This window comes from Siphonobacter sp. SORGH_AS_0500 (assembly GCF_002838835.1).
Lineage (GTDB): Bacteria > Bacteroidota > Bacteroidia > Cytophagales > Spirosomataceae > Siphonobacter.
Genome location: NZ_NHPP01000007.1, coordinates 144359 through 162752 on the forward strand (window position 1 = coordinate 144359; position 18394 = coordinate 162752).

At 42.7% G+C, this 18394-nt stretch carries 23 protein-coding genes; 12 read left to right on the top strand and 11 right to left on the bottom strand.

The genetic code is table 11. The features are described from left to right. Nucleotides 1-36: 36 nt before the first annotated feature. Nucleotides 37-1035 (bottom strand): zinc-binding dehydrogenase, encoded by a 999-nt coding sequence (locus BWI96_RS10025; protein ID WP_106636511.1) that lies wholly within the window; start codon nt 1033-1035, stop codon nt 37-39. A gap of 6 nt (nt 1036-1041) precedes the next feature. Next, nucleotides 1042-1938, bottom strand: a complete 897-nt coding sequence (locus BWI96_RS10030) for an NAD(P)H-dependent oxidoreductase (RefSeq protein WP_106636512.1) — start codon at nt 1936-1938, stop codon at nt 1042-1044. A 92-nt stretch (nt 1939-2030) separates the two neighbouring features. Between BWI96_RS10030 and BWI96_RS10035 the strand changes: the two genes are divergently transcribed. After that, nucleotides 2031-2921, top strand: a complete 891-nt coding sequence (locus BWI96_RS10035) for a LysR family transcriptional regulator (RefSeq protein WP_106636513.1) — start codon at nt 2031-2033, stop codon at nt 2919-2921. Nucleotides 2922-3056: 135 nt separating this feature from the next. Here the strand turns inward: BWI96_RS10035 and BWI96_RS10040 are convergent, their stop codons facing one another. Continuing rightward, complete coding sequence (locus BWI96_RS10040) at nt 3057-3419, bottom strand: helix-turn-helix domain-containing protein (RefSeq protein ID WP_106636514.1); 363 nt, start codon at nt 3417-3419, stop codon at nt 3057-3059. A 97-nt stretch (nt 3420-3516) separates the two neighbouring features. Here BWI96_RS10040 and BWI96_RS10045 point away from each other — a divergent pair, with 97 nt between their 5' ends. The 3 genes from BWI96_RS10045 to BWI96_RS10055 all read left to right on the top strand — a co-directional run bounded on the left by BWI96_RS10045 (nt 3517) and on the right by BWI96_RS10055 (nt 5436). Next, complete coding sequence (locus tag BWI96_RS10045; protein WP_106636515.1) at nt 3517-4308, top strand: alpha/beta hydrolase; 792 nt, start codon at nt 3517-3519, stop codon at nt 4306-4308. Between the two features lie 93 nt (nt 4309-4401). Next, complete coding sequence (locus tag BWI96_RS10050) at nt 4402-4830, top strand: DUF3995 domain-containing protein (protein ID WP_106636516.1); 429 nt, start codon at nt 4402-4404, stop codon at nt 4828-4830. 273 nt (nt 4831-5103) lie between these two features. Next, a complete protein-coding gene (locus tag BWI96_RS10055) occupies nt 5104-5436 on the top strand; it encodes a YciI family protein (protein ID WP_232793673.1) in 333 nt (110 codons plus the stop codon). Nucleotides 5437-5493: 57 nt separating this feature from the next. Here the strand turns inward: BWI96_RS10055 and BWI96_RS10060 are convergent, their stop codons facing one another. Together BWI96_RS10060 and BWI96_RS10065 are read right to left on the bottom strand one after the other, a co-directional pair. Beyond that, nucleotides 5494-6507, bottom strand: a complete 1014-nt coding sequence (locus BWI96_RS10060) for an NAD(P)-dependent alcohol dehydrogenase (protein WP_106636518.1) — start codon at nt 6505-6507, stop codon at nt 5494-5496. Nucleotides 6508-6518: 11 nt separating this feature from the next. Continuing rightward, a complete protein-coding gene (locus BWI96_RS10065; RefSeq protein ID WP_106636519.1) occupies nt 6519-6935 on the bottom strand; it encodes a carboxymuconolactone decarboxylase family protein in 417 nt (138 codons plus the stop codon). 125 nt (nt 6936-7060) lie between these two features. Here BWI96_RS10065 and BWI96_RS10070 point away from each other — a divergent pair, with 125 nt between their 5' ends. Continuing rightward, entirely contained in the window at nt 7061-7903 is an 843-nt protein-coding gene (locus BWI96_RS10070; protein ID WP_157830296.1) for an AraC family transcriptional regulator, read from the top strand. A gap of 155 nt (nt 7904-8058) precedes the next feature. On the opposite strand, the gene BWI96_RS10075 is transcribed toward BWI96_RS10070, so the two are convergent. Together BWI96_RS10075 and BWI96_RS10080 are read right to left on the bottom strand one after the other, a co-directional pair. Next, nucleotides 8059-9228: an MFS transporter gene (locus BWI96_RS10075; protein WP_106636521.1), complete on the bottom strand. Its 1170-nt coding sequence runs from the start codon at nt 9226-9228 to the stop codon at nt 8059-8061. A gap of 63 nt (nt 9229-9291) precedes the next feature. Continuing rightward, nucleotides 9292-10533 carry a serine hydrolase gene (locus tag BWI96_RS10080; RefSeq protein ID WP_106636522.1) on the bottom strand — a complete coding sequence of 414 codons (1242 nt, stop codon included), beginning with the start codon at nt 10531-10533 and terminating at the stop codon, nt 9292-9294. 94 nt (nt 10534-10627) lie between these two features. On the opposite strand from BWI96_RS10080, the gene BWI96_RS10085 reads away from it, so the two are divergent. From BWI96_RS10085 to BWI96_RS10095, 3 genes are all read left to right on the top strand, one after another. Beyond that, complete coding sequence (locus BWI96_RS10085) at nt 10628-10996, top strand: helix-turn-helix domain-containing protein (protein WP_106636523.1); 369 nt, start codon at nt 10628-10630, stop codon at nt 10994-10996. A 170-nt stretch (nt 10997-11166) separates the two neighbouring features. Continuing rightward, a complete protein-coding gene (locus BWI96_RS10090; protein WP_106636524.1) occupies nt 11167-12099 on the top strand; it encodes an AraC family transcriptional regulator in 933 nt (310 codons plus the stop codon). A gap of 77 nt (nt 12100-12176) precedes the next feature. Continuing rightward, on the top strand, nt 12177-12884 hold the full coding sequence (locus BWI96_RS10095) for an SDR family oxidoreductase (protein ID WP_198555214.1): 708 nt from the start codon (nt 12177-12179) through the stop codon (nt 12882-12884). A 77-nt stretch (nt 12885-12961) separates the two neighbouring features. Here the strand turns inward: BWI96_RS10095 and BWI96_RS10100 are convergent, their stop codons facing one another. Beyond that, the gene (locus BWI96_RS10100; protein WP_106636526.1) at nt 12962-13309 is read right to left on the bottom strand and encodes a helix-turn-helix domain-containing protein; all 348 of its coding nucleotides are present in this window, start codon (nt 13307-13309) and stop codon (nt 12962-12964) included. Nucleotides 13310-13425: 116 nt separating this feature from the next. Here BWI96_RS10100 and BWI96_RS10105 point away from each other — a divergent pair, with 116 nt between their 5' ends. Then, nucleotides 13426-14292: an alpha/beta hydrolase gene (locus BWI96_RS10105; protein WP_106636527.1), complete on the top strand. Its 867-nt coding sequence runs from the start codon at nt 13426-13428 to the stop codon at nt 14290-14292. Nucleotides 14293-14605: 313 nt separating this feature from the next. Here the strand turns inward: BWI96_RS10105 and BWI96_RS21880 are convergent, their stop codons facing one another. Then, nucleotides 14606-14758: a hypothetical protein gene (locus BWI96_RS21880; protein WP_198555215.1), complete on the bottom strand. Its 153-nt coding sequence runs from the start codon at nt 14756-14758 to the stop codon at nt 14606-14608. Beyond that, nucleotides 14745-15329, bottom strand: coding sequence for a zeta toxin family protein (locus BWI96_RS10110; RefSeq protein WP_106636528.1), 585 nt, complete (start codon nt 15327-15329; stop codon nt 14745-14747). The genes BWI96_RS21880 and BWI96_RS10110 overlap by 14 nt, the downstream gene beginning before the upstream one ends. Nucleotides 15330-16011: 682 nt before the next feature. Here BWI96_RS10110 and BWI96_RS23265 point away from each other — a divergent pair. Beyond that, nucleotides 16012-16149 carry a SymE family type I addiction module toxin gene (locus tag BWI96_RS23265; RefSeq protein WP_157830297.1) on the top strand — a complete coding sequence of 46 codons (138 nt, stop codon included), beginning with the start codon at nt 16012-16014 and terminating at the stop codon, nt 16147-16149. A gap of 36 nt (nt 16150-16185) precedes the next feature. Here BWI96_RS23265 and BWI96_RS10125 read toward each other — a convergent pair whose 3' ends face one another. Next, nucleotides 16186-16878, bottom strand: coding sequence for an IclR family transcriptional regulator (locus BWI96_RS10125; RefSeq protein ID WP_106636531.1), 693 nt, complete (start codon nt 16876-16878; stop codon nt 16186-16188). A 96-nt stretch (nt 16879-16974) separates the two neighbouring features. Between BWI96_RS10125 and BWI96_RS10130 the strand changes: the two genes are divergently transcribed. Both BWI96_RS10130 and BWI96_RS10135 read left to right on the top strand, forming a co-directional pair. Continuing rightward, nucleotides 16975-17742: an SDR family NAD(P)-dependent oxidoreductase gene (locus tag BWI96_RS10130; RefSeq protein WP_106636532.1), complete on the top strand. Its 768-nt coding sequence runs from the start codon at nt 16975-16977 to the stop codon at nt 17740-17742. Between the two features lie 18 nt (nt 17743-17760). Then, nucleotides 17761-18183 (top strand): heme-binding protein, encoded by a 423-nt coding sequence (locus tag BWI96_RS10135; RefSeq protein WP_106636533.1) that lies wholly within the window; start codon nt 17761-17763, stop codon nt 18181-18183. Nucleotides 18184-18394 lie beyond the last annotated feature (211 nt).

Below are 18394 nucleotides of genomic sequence, written 5' to 3' on the forward strand. Positions count from 1 at the left end.
AATACGGTTACCAGGCAGACCATAACATCGATGAACTTATATGGAAACAACGATTTTGCCTGTGTTTCTAAATTCTTCTGCAGCATGATGAGCTTCGGCAATCTGCTCCAACGTAAATTGTCTATCGTCTATCAAGGGCTTTACTTTCCCCTGTTCTACGAGTTCGGTGATGTGCTTTAAGATTTGGCCATGTTCCTGTTTTCCTGCTGCATCATTATAAAGAACAGGCAGGATCATATACACCGTGTGGAACGCCAGTGCTTTTTCATGGATAGGCGACAGATCAATCGTATCCAGGGACACGGTTGTTACGATAGTTCCCTTCCTTTTAACCGCTTCAAAGCTATTCGTTAAATGCTGATTTCCAATGGTGTCGAAGACTACATCAAATCCATTACCGCCCGTATGTTTATCTATAAAATACGTAACGGTTTCTTTCTTGTAATCAATCGTATAATCTGCTCCTAATTCCCTGGCTATTGCAGCTTGCTGTTCGTTGGAGATCGTTGCATATACTTGTGCCCCTGATATCTTGGCAAACTGAACGGCCAAGTGCCCGACTCCGCCGACACCGCCATAAACCAGTACTTTCTGGCCGGGCTGTAGGTTGGCTCTCTGGAAAATCGCTTCGTAAGCGGTAATTCCTGCCAGGGGGATTGCGGCCGCTGCTGCAAAATTCAGGTTGCCGGGCATTTTGGATAACAACCTGTAATCCGCTTTTGTATATTCAGCCAAAGCTCCGTCGATTCCTGCTACGCCACCGATGCAACCGTAAACATAATCCCCCGCCTGAAACGCGGTGACATTAGCTCCCGTTTTTTCCACTATTCCCGAAACATCCCCGTGAAGTATTGCCGGAAAGGCAGGGACCAAGTGCGGTAAATGCCCGCTTCTTATTTTATAGTCAATGGGGTTTACCGATGTGGCTTTTACTTTTATAAGAACCTCTTCATCATTAATTTCCGGCACAGGCAATTCTATTGTTTCGAATACTTTACCTGCCGCCCCAAAACTGTTTAATACGACTGCTTTCATTTTATGCTATTTTTTTGTTAGCAGGATAATGGGTTGCTCAACCAGCATGGTGTCGATTATCGCAGCAAATGCTTTTACATGCGGCTGGTGGTTATGCTCCTCTAAGCCCTTGGCATCATTCCATATTTCATAGAACGTAAACGTGTCGGGATCATCAACGGTGGTGTGCAGGTCGTACCGGAGGCAGGAAACTTCCTTGCGGCTTTCCTGAACAAGATTTCCAAGGATGTCTTTTAGCTGGCTACGGTATTCGGGCCGCCCCCTGACAATGGCGGTGATGTAAACCTGATCATCGCTTTTGTCGTCTGGATGGAAAATAGATTTAAGGTGGTTGTGATACCTTTCCTGGTAACTGTCCACCCGTTCCTGGGTAACGTTCTTTTCCAGATCGTGAAAATGAATACCTTCCATACGTTCAAGGGAGAGGAATGCATTCATCCGGTGAAAGCCAAATAAAACGCCATCGTCTACACTCGTCTGGTTGAAAAATTCACCCGGCAATGTAAACGCCGTTTCAGGAGCATTCCAGGTAGTGGTTACCAGATACTTCCGTCCCTGCATCGTGCCTCCGGTGCCGTAATTGATATTGGGATTGTCGGCCTTTCTTCCGTCGCTGTAAAACATCCCCTTTCGGTGTCCTGCCGTAAAAACCTTGTCCACATATTCCTTTAGCCGGTAGGGCATAGAGAACCACCATACCGGAAAATGATAGATGATTACATCTGCCCATACATATTTCTGAACCTCTTCAAGCAGGTCATAATCTTCGTTGATGTCTGTAATTTGAAGCTCAAAGCCTTGTTCTGGCGTAAAGAATGTTTTGTCCAGCTCCACCAATGTGCTGTTGAACTTTCCTCCTGAATGGGCAAAATGCTGCCCGCCGTTAATGACAAATATTTTCATGGTTGATAATCCTGATTTTCGGCCAAAATTATTCCGCTGCTTTGTATAAGAAAAATAACTTAAATTTGCCTTAACTATAATAATAATTAGATATGCAGGGTAATTTAGAGTGGTTCAGGACGTTCAGGGCTATTTATGAAACCGGGACTATGAGCGGAGCAGCAAAAGAGCTTTTCGTATCGCAACCGGGAGTTGGACTTCATATCAACGCATTAGAAGCATACACCGGCTTTCCGTTATTTGAGCGTACTGCACGACGGATGATCCCAACTGAAAAGGGAAAACTATTGTACAAACAGATGATCGGTGCCCTCAATTGTCTGGAGGAAATTGAGCAACGTTTCAAACAGAAATCCGGAAACATCAATGCTACCGTCAGCATCGGCATGTGCGTGGAAACATTTCAACACGTTCTTGAAAAGTACATACCGACGTTGGATTTCAACCTGATGATGCAATTCGGAAACAATAAACAGCTGTTACAGCTATTGGAGCATGGTTCGGTAGATCTGATTTTAACAACAGAGACCAGCAATTGCAGCAGCCTGGTTTTGAAACCTTTCACTACAGAGAAATTCCTGCTTGTCTCCGGAAAGCAAACCGATATTTCCGGCTTTCAATCCTCCGATAGAGAAGCATTGATGGATTGGCTGAAAAGCCAGATATGGTACAGTACCGCGGCTGATATGGAATCGCTTAGCCGATTCTGGGAAGCAAATTTTAACGAACGCCCCGACTTTGTACCCAATTACATTGTGCCTAATAAGTTTTCCATCACCCGGTGCTTATCCGGTGGAAAGGGGTTGGCGATACTCCCTGACTTTTTATGCAGGGATGCCATAGAGACGGGTGACATTATAAAACTTTGGGAGGGGTATGTGGATGTGGAGAATACCATTTATTTCGGACAGAGAAAAAAATCCCTGTATGCCAATGAAATAGAGTGTATAGAGCAGATGCTGAGAAACGAGTTTAAGAGCTAATTATGCATACTTATTTCGCGACTTGTTACACGATCATAATGAACGATAAACTCAGGCAGCACATAGAAGAAGTCATCAAACTGACGGACATAAGCCTCAATGGCTGTAAATGGCAGGGTTGACGTTAGAAAAGAATTATTCCTCACGAGTCCATTTCTGACTCCAAAAGTGTAAATCCAATACAATACTTAACAGTTCTTTTCCTTTGGCTGTAACTTCATATTTAATTTGTTGAGGAACAGTTTCAGGAATTTGAATTTTAGTTATTAATCTTTCTTGTTGTAATTCACTTATTCTTTTGCCTAATATTTGGTCCGAAATAGTAGGAAACACTTTTTTTAACTTGCTGAACTGATAAACATCTTTTGAAATGCAGTATAGAATCTGCATTTTCCAACGAAGCCCAATAGTTCCCAAAACTGCGTTGACATCACAGGCTTCTGCTAAAACCTGTAGATTATCCATATTGGATGAGCCTATTTTAATTTCACTTGACATAATAAAGAAAAGATTTGAAACTCATTTTAGGGTGAGTTATTGCCCCCCTGTTGGATACTGCTTTACTTTGGTGTAAAAGTAAAAAGTACTGAACATCATGCATGTATCGAGACATTTATTAGTAATACTTATTCTATTGTTCATTGTAGGAACAAATAGGGTTCTTGCTCAACATAAAACGGAAAAACCTGTATTTGTTTTAGTTCACGGAGCCTGGCACGGTGGCTGGTGCTGGCAAGACGTGACTAAAGAGTTAAGGAAAAAAGGCTACGAAGTTTACACACCAACACTTAGTGGCTTAGGCGAACATAAAAACCTGATTGACGAACCTATCGATTTACAAACACATATTACCGACATCATTAACTTCATAGAAATGGAGGATTTATACCAGGTGATTTTAGTAGGACATAGTTATTCAGGTACGGTAATCGCTGGCGTTGCGGATAGCATTCCCAACCGATTGAGCCAATTAGTTTATCTTGATGCCATGATTGTCCATAATGGTGAAAGTGCCCTTTCTATCCAAACAGAAGAAACACAGAACCAACTAAACCCATTAATGGAAAAGAAGCAAAACGTTCCCCCAATCCTGGCAGAAAACTTTGGTGTAACCGATAGGCTAAAAGCCAAATGGGTCAATGAAAGACTAACTCCACAGCCTTACCGTACATTTAGCCAGAAATTAAAATTAAAACATACGTTCGGAAATAACATACCACTGGTTTACATTGCTTGTACAAATCCACAGTTACCAGTTTTGAAACAATTAAGCAAAGAAGCTCAAAGCAATTCTTTGTGGACTTACTACGCTTTACATACAGGACACGATGCTATGATCACCGCTCCGGATGAATTAACCAAGCTGTTAATTAAAATTGCAAAATAAAAGAAATCTGCCCACATCGGCTTGGTAATAGGAGGGCTGAAGTAAAAGATTTAACGGCAGGTTTTAAATTGAAATTTTGTATTTTAACTGAATATGACAACGCTAATAGCCTTCCTTTTATTTTTAATTTTCTTATGTATTTCCTCCATTCATTTCTATTGGGCAGCGGGTGGGAAATGGGGAAGTGATGCCGTGCTTCCTACCAAAGCGGACAACAATATAAAAGTTTTAAATCCTGGTATCGTATCAACATTAATTGTAGCATTTGGTTTACTAGTTTTTGGTTTTTTTATTTTAATAGTAACGAAACTGGTAACGTTTAGCATACCCCAATGGCTTACTACCTATGGACTCTGGATAATTGCGGGTATTTTTATACTAAGAGCAATCGGAGACTTCAATTATGTTGGTTTTTTTAAGACAATTAAGCACACAAAGTTTGGGGAAAGTGACACGAAATATTTTTCGCCCTTATGTCTCGTAATTGGCGTATTAACAATAATTTTAGCATTGACGAAATAAAACTATTGCTAATAAGAGTTTAGCTTATCTATCGTTTTTAAATGGTTTAAATGATTGCTCCGCAGTTGGTATCAAGCGGACTGATTCCGGATTTTTGAGACAGGATGTGCAAAATAGGTAGCATTAATTCTATTACTGTATCAACCGTTTTATTTCCTTTTTTGTAAGTTAGTAACTAGAAAATGGTTGACTAGGACAGTACTCTATTGAACGCTTGTGCTTCTATTTCCGCTCCTTCGCAAAGCCGTTTTCTGCTAGTAGTCATTGTAACAAATGGCCACAAGACACAAGGCTAAACACACTATAAAAAATTATAAGATGTTTATAGTTTCATTGACCTACAAGAAAGACATTAGCGAAGTAGAAAAATTCATTGAACCGCATATCCGGTTTCTGGACAACTATTATGCCGACAAAAAATTCATTTTTTCCGGCAGAAAAAATCCGAGAACAGGTGGCGTTATTTTAGTTCGGAATGTGGACAGAGAAACCTTGACTGACATCATCAGACAAGACCCTTTCTATCAAAACGAAATTGCCGACTATGACATCACCGAAGTAATTCCAACCAAATATGACGAAGACTTTTCTTGTTTTATTGAATAGATAATCTACCAGAAAGAATCAAACCATAGCAGCAATGCTAAACCGGAAGAATGCCTGTTATACTGAAATAACGATTTTCCCCACCATATCCCCTTTTTCTATCCTTTGATAGGCTTCTTTGACCTCTTCCAGGGTATAAACGGTATCAATGACGGGATGAATATGGTTGACCTCAATGGCACGGTTCATTTTTGAAAAACTTTCCGCACTCCCCGTCGCCAAGCCCTGAATACGTATAAAAGACAAATTGATGGAATGCTTGTGAATGTCAATGGGTAATGCCGACCCTGATATAAATCCGGCAGTTGCTAGAAAGCCGTTTTCTTTGAGTGATAGTAACGACTGTTCTATGGTTTTTGTCCCTGCAATATCCAGGGTAACCTCTACACCCTCGCCGTTGTTAAGCCGCAGGACTTCCTGGTGCCATTCGGGGTGTGCAGTATAATTGATGACGGCATCTGCTCCCAGTTCCAACAATTTCCGTTCTTTTTCCCGGGTGCTGGTGGTAGCGATTACTTTGGCTCCGGCTGCCTTGGCCAGTTGCAACGCAAAAATAGAAACGCCCCCCGTACCTTGAGTAAGTACGGTTTGCCCGGGTTGGAGGTGGGCCTGATTGATGAGGGCGTGCCAGGCCGTTACGGCTGCAATGGGCAATGTAGAAACTTCTTCAAAACTTAAGTTGTCGGGTGCCTTCACAATGCCATATTCGGGCAGACAAACGTATTCGGCCAAAACGCCTTGTGTTTGCCAGGCTACCCTGGTGTGGTATTCTTTTTGAAAATCTCCTTTCACCCAGTTCTGCACGTATTGGACGGCTACCCGGTCACCTACTTTCCATGTACTTACGTCTTCGCCTAGGGCCTCGATCGTGCCCGCTCCGTCGGATGCCGGCGTATAGGGCAGTGGGGGGAGGTCTTTATAAAAATTGCCGCTTGTCAATAATACGTCCAGGTAATTGAGCGATACGGCTTTTATCCTTACCAAAACTTCACCACGCTTGGGACTTGGTTTCGGGATTTCTATTACTTGTAAGTTTTTTATCCCGAACTGATGTAATTGTACGGCTTTCATCTGTCAATCGTTTAAAATTTTTCTCCCAGTGTAATACGAAGCCTGTTGAGTGCATTCATAAGGGCTATGCTGGCCGTCAGCTCCACAATTTCCTTTTCTGAAAACAGTTTTCCGAGGTCGTTTTTGATTTTCTCCAGATTAGGAGAAAGGGAACAGACCGCATCTGTCCACTGGAGTACAAGCTGCTGCTTTTCGTCAAACGATACGGAGTGCTGGTAGCCGGGAATTTTGTCGATGAGATTTTGGGAAACACCCATTTCGCGAAGCTCATTGGCGTGGAAGCTACAGCAATACGAGCATCCGTTTAGCTGTGAGGTTCTCAATTCTGCCAGAGCGATTAGCGTGTTGTCTAATCCCGACCGGCGTATGCTCGCGTGAGATTGATAGAGGTAGCCGATGGTTTCCCTGGCTATTTCTTGATAGTTCATTGCGTTGTTTTTGTAAGAAACAAAGTTAGAACAGACCCCCTTCGCGGAGCCGTAAAGAAATGGGGAAAAACAGTATCCTAATGGGATATGGGCAGGAAAGCTGTTCAAATGCGTACCTTTATACTATGAAACAGCTCAGTGATACGTTTGCTATCGAGATTGCCGAATACAGCGAATGGAAAGAGAGAAACAGGAAAAACAACTTTTTTGAACTGGCGTACATCCTGGAGGGTAAGGGCCTTCATAGTGTTAACTATATCAAATATCCCTATCAGAAAAACGGTATATTTCTTTTACCTGCTGCGAAGTGCCATACGTACGTGATCGAAGAAAAGACCCGCTTTCTGTTTGTACGTTTTACGGGAAATTATTTCTTAGCCGACCTCAAAAAAACGGTAGATTATAGCCATTGGTTTAGCCGTTTGAATTTCATTATAGGCAATCACACCCATCTTGCCGGTGAGCTAATTGACCATCCTGAAGAGAAAGCACAATTGAAAAGGCTTCTAGAGGTGATACGCTATGAGTATGATAAGCAAGAAACCTGCTCCGCATTCGTAATCCAGAATACGTTAGTTGCTGTGCTGGCGGTCATTTGCAGGAATATCCAGCAGCGAGCCTGGGATGGACGAACGTTCAATGACCAAAAGTTTACTGATTTACTCAACTTCATCAGCTTTAATATTCTTGACCCTGAAAAATTAGCTGTCAAGTACTTGTCTCAAAAATTTCACATCGCGGAAACGTACTTTAGCGAATACTTTAAACGCAATGCCTCGGAGCGATTTCAGGATTATGTATTAAAGTCCAAACTTCGGATTGCCCAATCAAGAGCAAAATTTACCGATACACCCATACAGGAAATCGCTCTTGACTTAGGATTTACGGACAGCAGCCATCTCAACAGAATGATGAAAAACCACTTTGGCAAAGGGATGAGGGAAATACGAAAAGAAATGCAGGGATAGAATGGCACGGCCCCAATAAGACGTCGACTCTGGACAGCTATAGATGATTATTGGTTTGGAAATATTCAATTATAAAATTCATAATCGTTGCTCACTCATGAAAAGCCTAAAAATACTATGTAGGCTTTCTCTGTATAATCTCGGTAAACCGTGCCTTATGGCGAAACTTTGTCAGGTTGAAGCAATTCCCTTCTTTCCAGGTATTGGCGTAAAACGATCATTGTAAAAGCAAGCATACCAAATACAACGGTGATCCAAGGCGTGAACTGCACCCCTTTAGAAACAATGATCCAACCTCCCACGGTCGTTCCCACGGTTACACCCAAGTTGCCAAATGACGTAGCCAGGCTGTTGGCAAATGCCATGGCTTCCGGTGCGGAAGAAATCATGTAGGTAGACGCATTCAGAAAACTGGGCGAATACAGAAACCCCCACAAGGCGATTACCAGGATGGTAGCCATCGTGTTGCCTCCCGAAACGTGCAACAGTATAGGCACGATGATGGTCCCTGAAAGAAAAAAGGCGACGGTATAGGGGATGTTCTTATTCAGCATTTTACCGGCCGCCCAGTTGGCAAGTACACCGATAATGCCAAATACAAACAACATATAACTAACCATGGTGCTGTCCATACCTTTGGCTTTATTCAGGTAATCGGCAAAGTAACTATAGGTGGAAAACCACGCCGAAATCATAAAGAAATTCATCGCAGTGCTGACCATGAACGTTGGTTTGGTCAGTATTTGCAACTGGCTTCCGTAGGACTCTTTTTGGTTTACGGGCATAGGTGGCAGTACGAAATAGATAGCCAGCAAAGCCACCACGCTGATCATGGCCTGCACCATAAACGAATATTCCCAGGAAAAACGGCTAGCTATATACGTAGCGAATGGAACGGTGGTTACCATGGCAATGGCGACGCCACTGAATACGATACTCATCAGTTCGTTCTCGTTCTGTTTATTGCCTTGCGAAACCGCTACGGATAAAGCCGTTGCGATATAAACCGGCTGTAAAAAGGCTGGCAGTATCCTGACGAACATCAACAACCAAAAGGGCGGTGAAAAAGAAGATACAACGCCCGTAACGAGAAAAATTAAAATAGCAGTCAGCATCACTTTCCTGCGATCAAAGCCTGAGGCCAGCAAGGTCATAAAAGGTCCCGTAAGGGCGATGACCAGTGCAAAAGCACCCAATAAATACCCTGCTGTATCAATGCTGATCTGGTAATGTGCTGCCACTTGCGGCAAGATACCGATGATGCCAAATTCGGTAGTAATAACCGCTAAAAACCCCAATGCTCCTATGTATGCGTATTTTTTCATTGCTTATTAAGTACGGGCTCAAGTTCAATACGTTGAGCTGCATGTATACTAATTGATGTTGCATCAGTTGTCTAGTGAAGCATAGATGACATTCTTGAACAAGTGGCCTATGTCTTCAGAATAGGCATCGTACTGCTGGGTATAGACCAAGCCGATCAGGTGCTGCTGCTGATCAACCCAATAATGGGTATTGAAAATACCACCCCAATAGAATGACCCCGTAGAAGGCGATTGCAGGTACTTATTGTGGTCGGTAACCAGGGCAACCCCAAGGCCGAACTGTAGCCCGGAAGGTCTTTTGATCTCATCCGGGAGTTGGTTGGTCAATAGAAGTGCTAACGTTTTTGAACCAATCACTCGCTTGTTGCCTACGTATCCTTTGTTGAGGAAGAGGCTCAAAAATTTGGCATAATCAGCCGTGGTAGAAACCAAGCCAGCTCCCCCAGAGCGGTAAATACCGTCAGCTAATGGATAACCCGGATCATTGCCCTCATAGATGGGGGCACTTACCTCGCTGAATTTTCCATCTTTATCTTTTACCGACAGTCCAACCAATCGCTTGGCTTTTGATTGGGGGAGGTGGAAATACGTGTCCCTCATTCCCAGCGGCTCAAAAATTCGTGATTGAAGAAATGTATCCAGTGACATACCGCTCCAGATCTCTATCAGGTAACCCAGCACATCATCATTCAAACCGTAGGTAAATGATACGCCCGGTTGATGAAATAGGGGTTGTTTAGCGAGCAATAACATTTGATCTTTTAAAATACCCTTGCTGCCGATGCCAGTTCCAATGCCTGCTTTGGCATACACGGCATTGATGATGCGATTGCCCGAAAATACAGGGTAGGCTATACCTGAAGTGTGGCGGAACAAATCCCGAATGGTGATTTCCCTTTGTGCCGGAACGGTCGTGTAACTACTGTCGGCGGGATTGAATTGGTCCAGTACTTTGGGATTTTTGAACGCCGGGATGTATTTGGATAAGGGGTCGTCCAACAGGAATTTTCCCTCTTCCCAAAGCATCAGTGCGGCAAGGCTGGTGATGGCTTTGGTTTGCGATGCAATGCGGAAAATATGGTCGGTCTGTAAGGGCTGTTTGGTTGATACATTGGCATAACCAAAGGCTTTATTGTATAAAACGTTGCCGTCCTTCATCAGCAACACATTCATTCCCACGACTTCTTTGTTTGCTATAAGTCGATTGGATAAGTCGTCTAGTTTCTTTTCTAACAAAGTCGTTTGAGCCGAACTGCTTAGGATTACTAGACTGGCGATGAAAGTAAGAACCTGTTTGTGCATCATTAACTTATTTGAATTGACCCCACAAACCTATCGAGCAACCACTATTTTTGCATAGTATACAGCTATTTGTATGGTACAGACAAATTTGTAAGTAATGAGTAAGCGAAAAGAAACGTCAACCAATTTGTTGAACGAAAACTACATCGTTGAAAGCTGTGATTTGACCTATGCCGTTTGTATGATTGGCGGGCGATGGAAATTGCTGATTCTTTGCAAGCTTGAAAATGGGAAATTGCGTTTCAGTGAGCTCCGGGACAGAATTAACGGGATTACAGAACGAATGCTTACGCTACAGTTGAGAGAGCTTGAAAAGGAAGGTTTGGTCAAGCGTACCGTACATGCGGAAGTGCCTCCCAGAGTAGATTATGAACTAACAAGTATTGCTAAAGAGTTAGTGCCTATTTGGTCACAATTGAGTGATTGGGGAGGGAAGCACAGAAAATTGATGAACAAACCAAGGTAATACCTAAACTGTTCTTGCTTATTGAACTACTGTAAATCAGGGTTATTCTTGAAGCGTTCCAGTTCATTTTTTATAATCCGAAGAACGTCTGCCTTAGTCTGATTATGAATGAGTTTAAAGAAAAAATTAGCAGTGATTTTAAGGACTGGAAAATTTGATAGTTGTCTGTGATGAAAAAAGTGGTTACAGATATTCCAAAATACGACCTGAAAAAGTTTAAATCCGTTCATCGGCAAGATGATGGACTAGCCTCCTTCGGGTACAATCATATCGAAAAAGCTAAAACGATTGAGGGCTTTGAAATCTATTCCAGCGAAGGTCTGATCCGTTCTATCGGTCCTTTAAAATCTGATTTTTACAGGGTGAGTATTACCGTGCAAGGCTCATTGGACATGCAAATTGGGTTGGACCGTTTTCCTAACAAGGCCCGGACGCTGGCGTTCACATTTCCTAACCAGATTTTTTCGAAAAGCAATTTTTCTGCCGATACGTTCGGTTACTATATCCTATTCAATGCTGATTTTCTGAACGATCTGATTCCATCCATAAAAATAACAGATGAATTTCCGTTCTACAATCTTTCGGGAACACCTGTTTTTCAGGTTTCAGCCGATGAGCTGGAGGGAATGGTTGAGCTGTTGATGAAAATGAATGCCGAACTGCAAAGTACGAAAACAGGTCGGGAAAAGGCCATCCGAATGTATCTGTATCTCTTGCTTTTAGAGGCAAAAAGAAGCTATGAAAAGCAAACTATTGGTGATGAAAGTGAAGATAAACCGGAAAGTTACCGGTTGGCCAGCCGTTTCAGAAAATTGGTAGCCATACACTATTTAACCAAAAGACAAGTGTCGGATTATGCGGAAATGTTGGGTGTAAGTGCCAATCATCTCAATAAAACCGTAAAGGAACATTCCGGCCATACCGCTTCCGAGGCCATCAGGGAAATGCTTTTGCAGGAAGCGAAATCACTGTTACGGTACACCGATCATTCCGTGGCGGAGATTGCCTATAAACTTGATTTTTCAGAACCGGCCTCGTTCAACCGTTTCTTTAAAAGCTATACAGGAGAAACACCGCTCACGTTCCGGAAAATGAATAATTGAGTATATAAAAGGCCGTATCAGGTCAATGTTTTTGCATGGTTGGGGTAGCAATTTTGTTCCAACTTTTAAAAGCAAAAATGATGACTTTAGAGCACAAAAAAATCGTTATTGCCGGAGGTACGTCCGGTATTGGATTATCCACTGCGTTGTTGTTTCTGAACAAAGGTGCAAGCGTTACGGTAACGGGAAGAGATGCAGAGAAACGGAGATCCGCATCCGCAAAAGGATTACAAACTGCCGAGGTGGACAGCACTAACCCCGAAGCATTGCAGGCATTTTTTCAATCCCTGGGAAATATCGACCATTTGGTTATCTCTTTAGGCAGCAACAAAGGCTTGGGAAACTTTACGGAACTTTCGCTGGACGATTTACGGAAAGGTTTTGAAGAAAAATACTGGCCGCATCTCAACACCTTGAAATCAGCCATTCCGTTTATGAATCCGGCAGGAAGCATTACACTGGTTACCGCTATTACCGCTACTGCAAAGTTTCCCGGTACGTCAGGAATTGGTTCGGTAAATGGGGCGTTGGAAATGATGGTGCCCATTATTGCCAAAGAAATTGCACCTGTCCGCATCAATGCCGTTTCGCCCGGAGTAGTGGACACGCCCTGGTGGGATTTTATGCCAGCAGATAGTAAGCAACAGGCTTTTGAAGGCTATGCCTCACAAATTGCAGTCGGCAGAATTGGAAGACCGGAAGATATTGCCCACGCTATTCTTTTTCTCGCCCAGAACGACTATATGACCGGGAAAATTTTGCCCTGCGATGGCGGACTTTCCTGACAGGTCAACACGGCCGATACCCGAAAAGATCAGCAATGATGGCTTTGGGGTTCTAGTGAGTCAATCCTTCGCATCTTCTAAGGATATTCAATCTCGTATGCGGCCATCAGTTTTTTACCATAGTCGATAAGTGTTTCTACTACGGGAAGGGCTTCTTTTCCCTTTTCGGTAATGCTATATTCCACTTTCGGAGGCACTTCCGCATATACTTCCCGCCGGATTAATCCATGGGCTTCTAAATCTTTTAGTTGGGTGGACAGCATCTTGTGGGTGATATGCGGAATGTCTTTCTTTAGTTCACCATAACGCATCGTCTTGGTTCTCAAACGCCACAGAATAGGCATTTTCCACGTCCCGCCTATATGAGACAATGCAAACTCTATGGGGTTGTAATACAGTTTTCCGTCGTGCTTGAACTCTGGCATATCAATAACTTTTCAACGCTTCCCTAAAAGTAAGTATAGCACAAAAAAGTGTGTGATGACTTTTTACGTACCTCGTGAGCAAATTTGCACAAAATGGTACCACAGACAACTAAATTATGGAAAAGTTGAACGTAACAGAATCCCGGAAGGCATTGGTGGATGCAGCCCGTCAATGGGCAACAAAAGAACAAGTTCCGATAAACCTTGTTGTCAATCAGTCTATTGATGAAACGTTGCAAGTCAGGATTTACAGAAATAACGAAGCCGTATATGCACTACCGGTACTTATTTTTTTGCATGGTGGAGGTTGGTTACGAGGAGATTTAGATACGCATGATGATGTTTGTAGGCGTTTGGCTTCGGATGGTAGTTTTATGGTCATTGCCGTAGATTATCGTCTTGCACCGGAGCATGTATTCCCGGCTGCGGTGGATGATGCTTTCACTGCTTTTCAATGGATATTGGATAACGCCAAAGCCATTAATGCCGATGCTCAAAATATTGCGGTTTGCGGGGATAGTTCCGGTGGGAATCTTGCTTTGGCATTAGCTCAAAAAGCAAAAGAAAACAACAGGATGCTGAAAGGCATAGCGGTTGCCTATCCGCCCTTGAACTATGATTTTGAAACGTCATCTTATCAGCAATTTGCTGATGGCTATGGGCTCACAAAAGACCTGATGAAATGGCTCTGGGACAGATATCTTGGAGACGCTGATACTGGCGAAAACCGTTTTGCGTCTGTTCTGAAAAATAATTTTGAGCATTATCCCCCGACCTTAATTATCGCTTCTGATGAAGATCCCTTGCGTGATGACGGAAGACAGTTATTCGAAAAGATGCTGACGGCATCGGTTGCTGTAACCTACTCCTTTTACCCCAACACACGCCATGCCTTTTTACTACAAACGTCCGTAGAAAAAGCAGCTAAAGTTGCCCAGCAGGAGATTATAGACTTTTTAAAGAATAAAGTTTTTATTGCGTAAAAATTTTATTCTTTACCAATGGTTTAGCTAAAAAAGGATTGTCTTTATTGAATGATTTGAAAGGAAAAATTGGTTCTTTGGTAGTTTGTTCGATTCAAATCTTTAACCATATACAGTAAGATAGCAAGGTAGAAAGACCGAAATTACTAGGTTGTTCAACGTCTGACCTAAGGGCACTTACTTGCAAAAAAATAAAAAGTCATAAGTACTGTTTCTTTTACTTGTGATTTCCAGAATACCGTTGCAAACAATGTTCTATCAAAAGTTCGAAGTGTGCTACGGAACACTTCGAATAAATGAAAATTGAATGTATTTATTGAGGCTTGATCTTTACAATTTTATTGCCTTGCAATATTACAAGCTCCGTATTCTTTTGCTTTTTAAATTCAATCAGTTTTTCGTATGCCTTTTCAAGCCCTTTGAGAATTTTATTTTTTTCTTCAAGCTGTATTTCAATTGTTGTCATAATAATTCTTTAAAATGGTGAATTTATCTTGGTTCACAATGTTGAGTAGACCATCAATTGTCATATCGGCTAAAAGATCGTGTCTGCCCTCTGAATTGTCAAAAATCAAAGCCCCGTCAACAATTGGGAGATAAAGGTCAAACAAGTTCTTAATGCCTTTTATGTATCTTCTTTCGATTACTTCAGGGTCAATATTATGTCCACCTTCAGACACTCTTATTTTTACACGCTCCTTAGCCAATTCAATATTTTGAAGCCAAAAGAACAACAGGGTTACACGATAACCATTTTCTTTTGCCTCCACAATTTTGCTTTTATAACTCCTGGTTGATAATGTTGTTTCAAACGCAAAGCTTTCGCCTTCAGATAATAGCTCATTTATCCTGTTCAACATTATTCGCCCGGCTTCAAACGAAACCTTTTCCGGTTGAAATGGAGACAGGCCTTTTGCAATCTCATCGGCATTGACAAATTCTTTACAGTCTAAAATTTCAGGTAAAATCGTAAATGAAGCAGTCGTCTTTCCTGCCCCATTGCAACCTGCAATTATATAAAGTTTTTTATCATTCATTCATTTTCAATTGTGAGTTGTGTAGCTCTTGTTATATTACTTTCTCTCCACCAACTATTATCAATAGCTCCACCTTCTCCTGCCCAGCAGCCAACAACCGTTCATAAAGCTTCTTATTCTCTTCAATGGTTTCCATCAACTTATCGAGCGGACTGAATGTGCAATTATGATTGGTGCATTCACAGTTTAGTTCTCAAACGTGTCTAAAAAAATTCACTAACCCCTCATCCGGCCTATTCTTTATCATTCCTTCCAGCATACCGAGTATCACGCTGGTAGACCAGATCAGCGTATCTGCCAGGATCTCCTTCGCCAGCAGCAATCCGTATTGCTGGCTCGTGCCCAGATCGTGTGCCAGAACATCTTGCTTTATGCCCATTACGTCACACATGCGTCTTACGTTTCATCCGTGATGAGGTGTTCTGATAGATTATTTATAGAGTAAACGTAATTAACTTGTGGCACATGTACCGGGCGAAATCTGTGGTAATTTACACAGGCTTTTGGTAAAATACACGACCGGTGTGTAGGTTGCAAAGCATGGTCGCTGTTGCTTTGTATCAACAAAAAAATAAACTGTGCAAACCGCAAGTCCCCAGATTACTAAACTCATCACGCACAGGCCGGTATTTTATAAAGCGTTCAGCAGAGTCCATAGCAATATGGCAACATTATTTCAGTATTGCGGCTGAGTGGCAAATGGCTACAGGATAGCAGCTTTCAAATAGGCTATATGGTGGACATTGCCTGCAAAAATGGCCGGCTCATCATCACCATTGCCAAAGAGCAAAAGTATGAAGCATTGCGAGAGCGGGTGTAAATCTTTACCATATACAGTAAGGCAGAAAGGCCAAAGTTATCCCAGGAGTATTTTAATTCGCTCGCAGGTCTTTATCATTTCTTCCTGATGGAACCGGTATGTTGGGCCTGCCACGCCTATCACAGCCAGAATACGTCCTTTACACAGATAAGGCATAGCCACGCAGTTTAACTCTTTCTCGTATTCTTCAAAATCGAGGGCATAGCCATTTTTTCTGATACCCATCAGCTCCTCCTGGAAAGCCGCCATATTTCCATCGTACATCTCTTCCAGGAAAACCCTGGAAAGATGTGGCGAATACGCCATAAATACCTTACCGATGGCGGTGTGCTTCATTTCAAATTCCCTGCCCAATTCCAGAGAGATGCGTACAGATTTGTTGGGTTCACATTTGTATTCATACCGGAAATGGCTTCCCAACTGAACCGCTAAATAGGCGGTTTCATCCGTATCTGCACTTAATTTTTCGATAAGCGGTTTCAGCTCCCTTTTGATCTGGTACAGCGATTTATCGGGAAGGTACAGTTCGCTGATTTTGGGCGTAATCCGATACCGGGGCGAACGTTCGTCCTGCTCCACATAACCCAGTTCTTTCAGGGTATTCAGGAAATTGTGTACGGTCGTATTTTGTAAGCCGACAGCTTCCGCTATATCGTTCAGTCTTACCAGATTACCGTTGGCAGCGATATAATTCAATATCTCAAATGTTCTTTTTACCGATTGAATCATAATTATTCAATATTGGTGAATAAATAGAGATTTTATATCGATTGTCTCTCAATTAGTTCAAAATTAATACAGATTTGCTCCCTAAAAAGATGGAAAATGAAAAGAAAAGTGATTGTCACGGGAGCAGCTGGAGGTATAGGCAAAGGAATTGCCGCTGTATTTGCTCAGAAAGAGTACGAGCTGGTTATCGTAGACCGTAATAATGAACAGTTGCAGCAGACCCAAGCCGAATTTATCGCCTTAAATCCGGCATTGGGCATCCAAACGGTCGCCACCGATTTATCAACCCCGGAAGGTAAGGAATACCTGTATACACAGGTTCCCGAAACGGACGTATTGGTCAATAACGTGGGTTATTACGAAAACATAGATTTCTTTGACTTGCAGGAAGTCCATTGGCAAAAGATGATAGACCTCAATTTTATGATCGGCATGCAGCTTTCCCAAGTCTATTTCCGGAAGATGCTGGACAAGAAAAAAGGCAGGCTCATCTTTATTTCATCCGAGTCTGCGATCAATCCCGACAGCGAGAAAATCCATTACTGCGTGGCAAAGACCATGCTGCTCAGCCTTTCCCGTAACCTGGCAGAGCTGACCAAAAATACGGAAGTCACCGTCAACTGCATTCTTCCCGGCCCTACGCTGACCACCGGAACCGAAAAATTCATTACCGAACGTTACAGCCCCGATTTAAAAGAGGCAGAAAGAAAATTTATGGCAAGCCGACCCACTTCCATTATCGGCAGGCTGATACGCCCCGAAGAAATTGGGAATGCCGCAGTCTTTCTGGCGGATGAAAACAGCGGGGCCATCAACGGAAGCAATCTTCGGGTAGAGGGTGGTATCGTAACTAGCATTATCTAACTTTAAAAACATCCTACAATGACAACATTTCAGACCAGCAATATCAGTCTAGAAACGGCGAACATGCTGATAGACAGAGCGATTGGAGAGGCTTTAAAGGGTGATTTTGCCATCGTCGCTTCCGTGGTGAACAAAGACGGAGTACTGATCGCTCTCAAGAAAATGGATCATTCGGTAACAGGCCCGGTTGAAGTGTCTATCAAGAAAGCGAGAACGGCAGCACTCTTCGGTTTCAATTCCCATGAGTTTGGCAAAATCGCACAGCCGGGACAGCCCATTTACAGCATCGAAAATACCAATGGCGGAATGATCAGTTTCGGTGGCGGTGTAACGCTGCTAAAAGACGGTAAGGTTATCGGAGCGTTGGGCGTTGCGGGTGCTTCTGTGGAGGATGATGAGCGGATTGCACTGTTGGCTGCGGGGAGTGGGCAGTTTTCATAAGGGCGAAAATATATATAAGATATGCCCCAGACGGCGGGTTCCGCCTACGCCATTACGTACAAGTACGACGGCAAAATTTACGATGCCTGTCAGTAATACGACGTTGAAGCAAAACGGTCTATACAGTTACGACTCGGATACTGAAGGTAACCTTCCCTGAGCATACAAACCGATGGGGGCATAATCACTCATTTCTTTGAACTGACGAAGA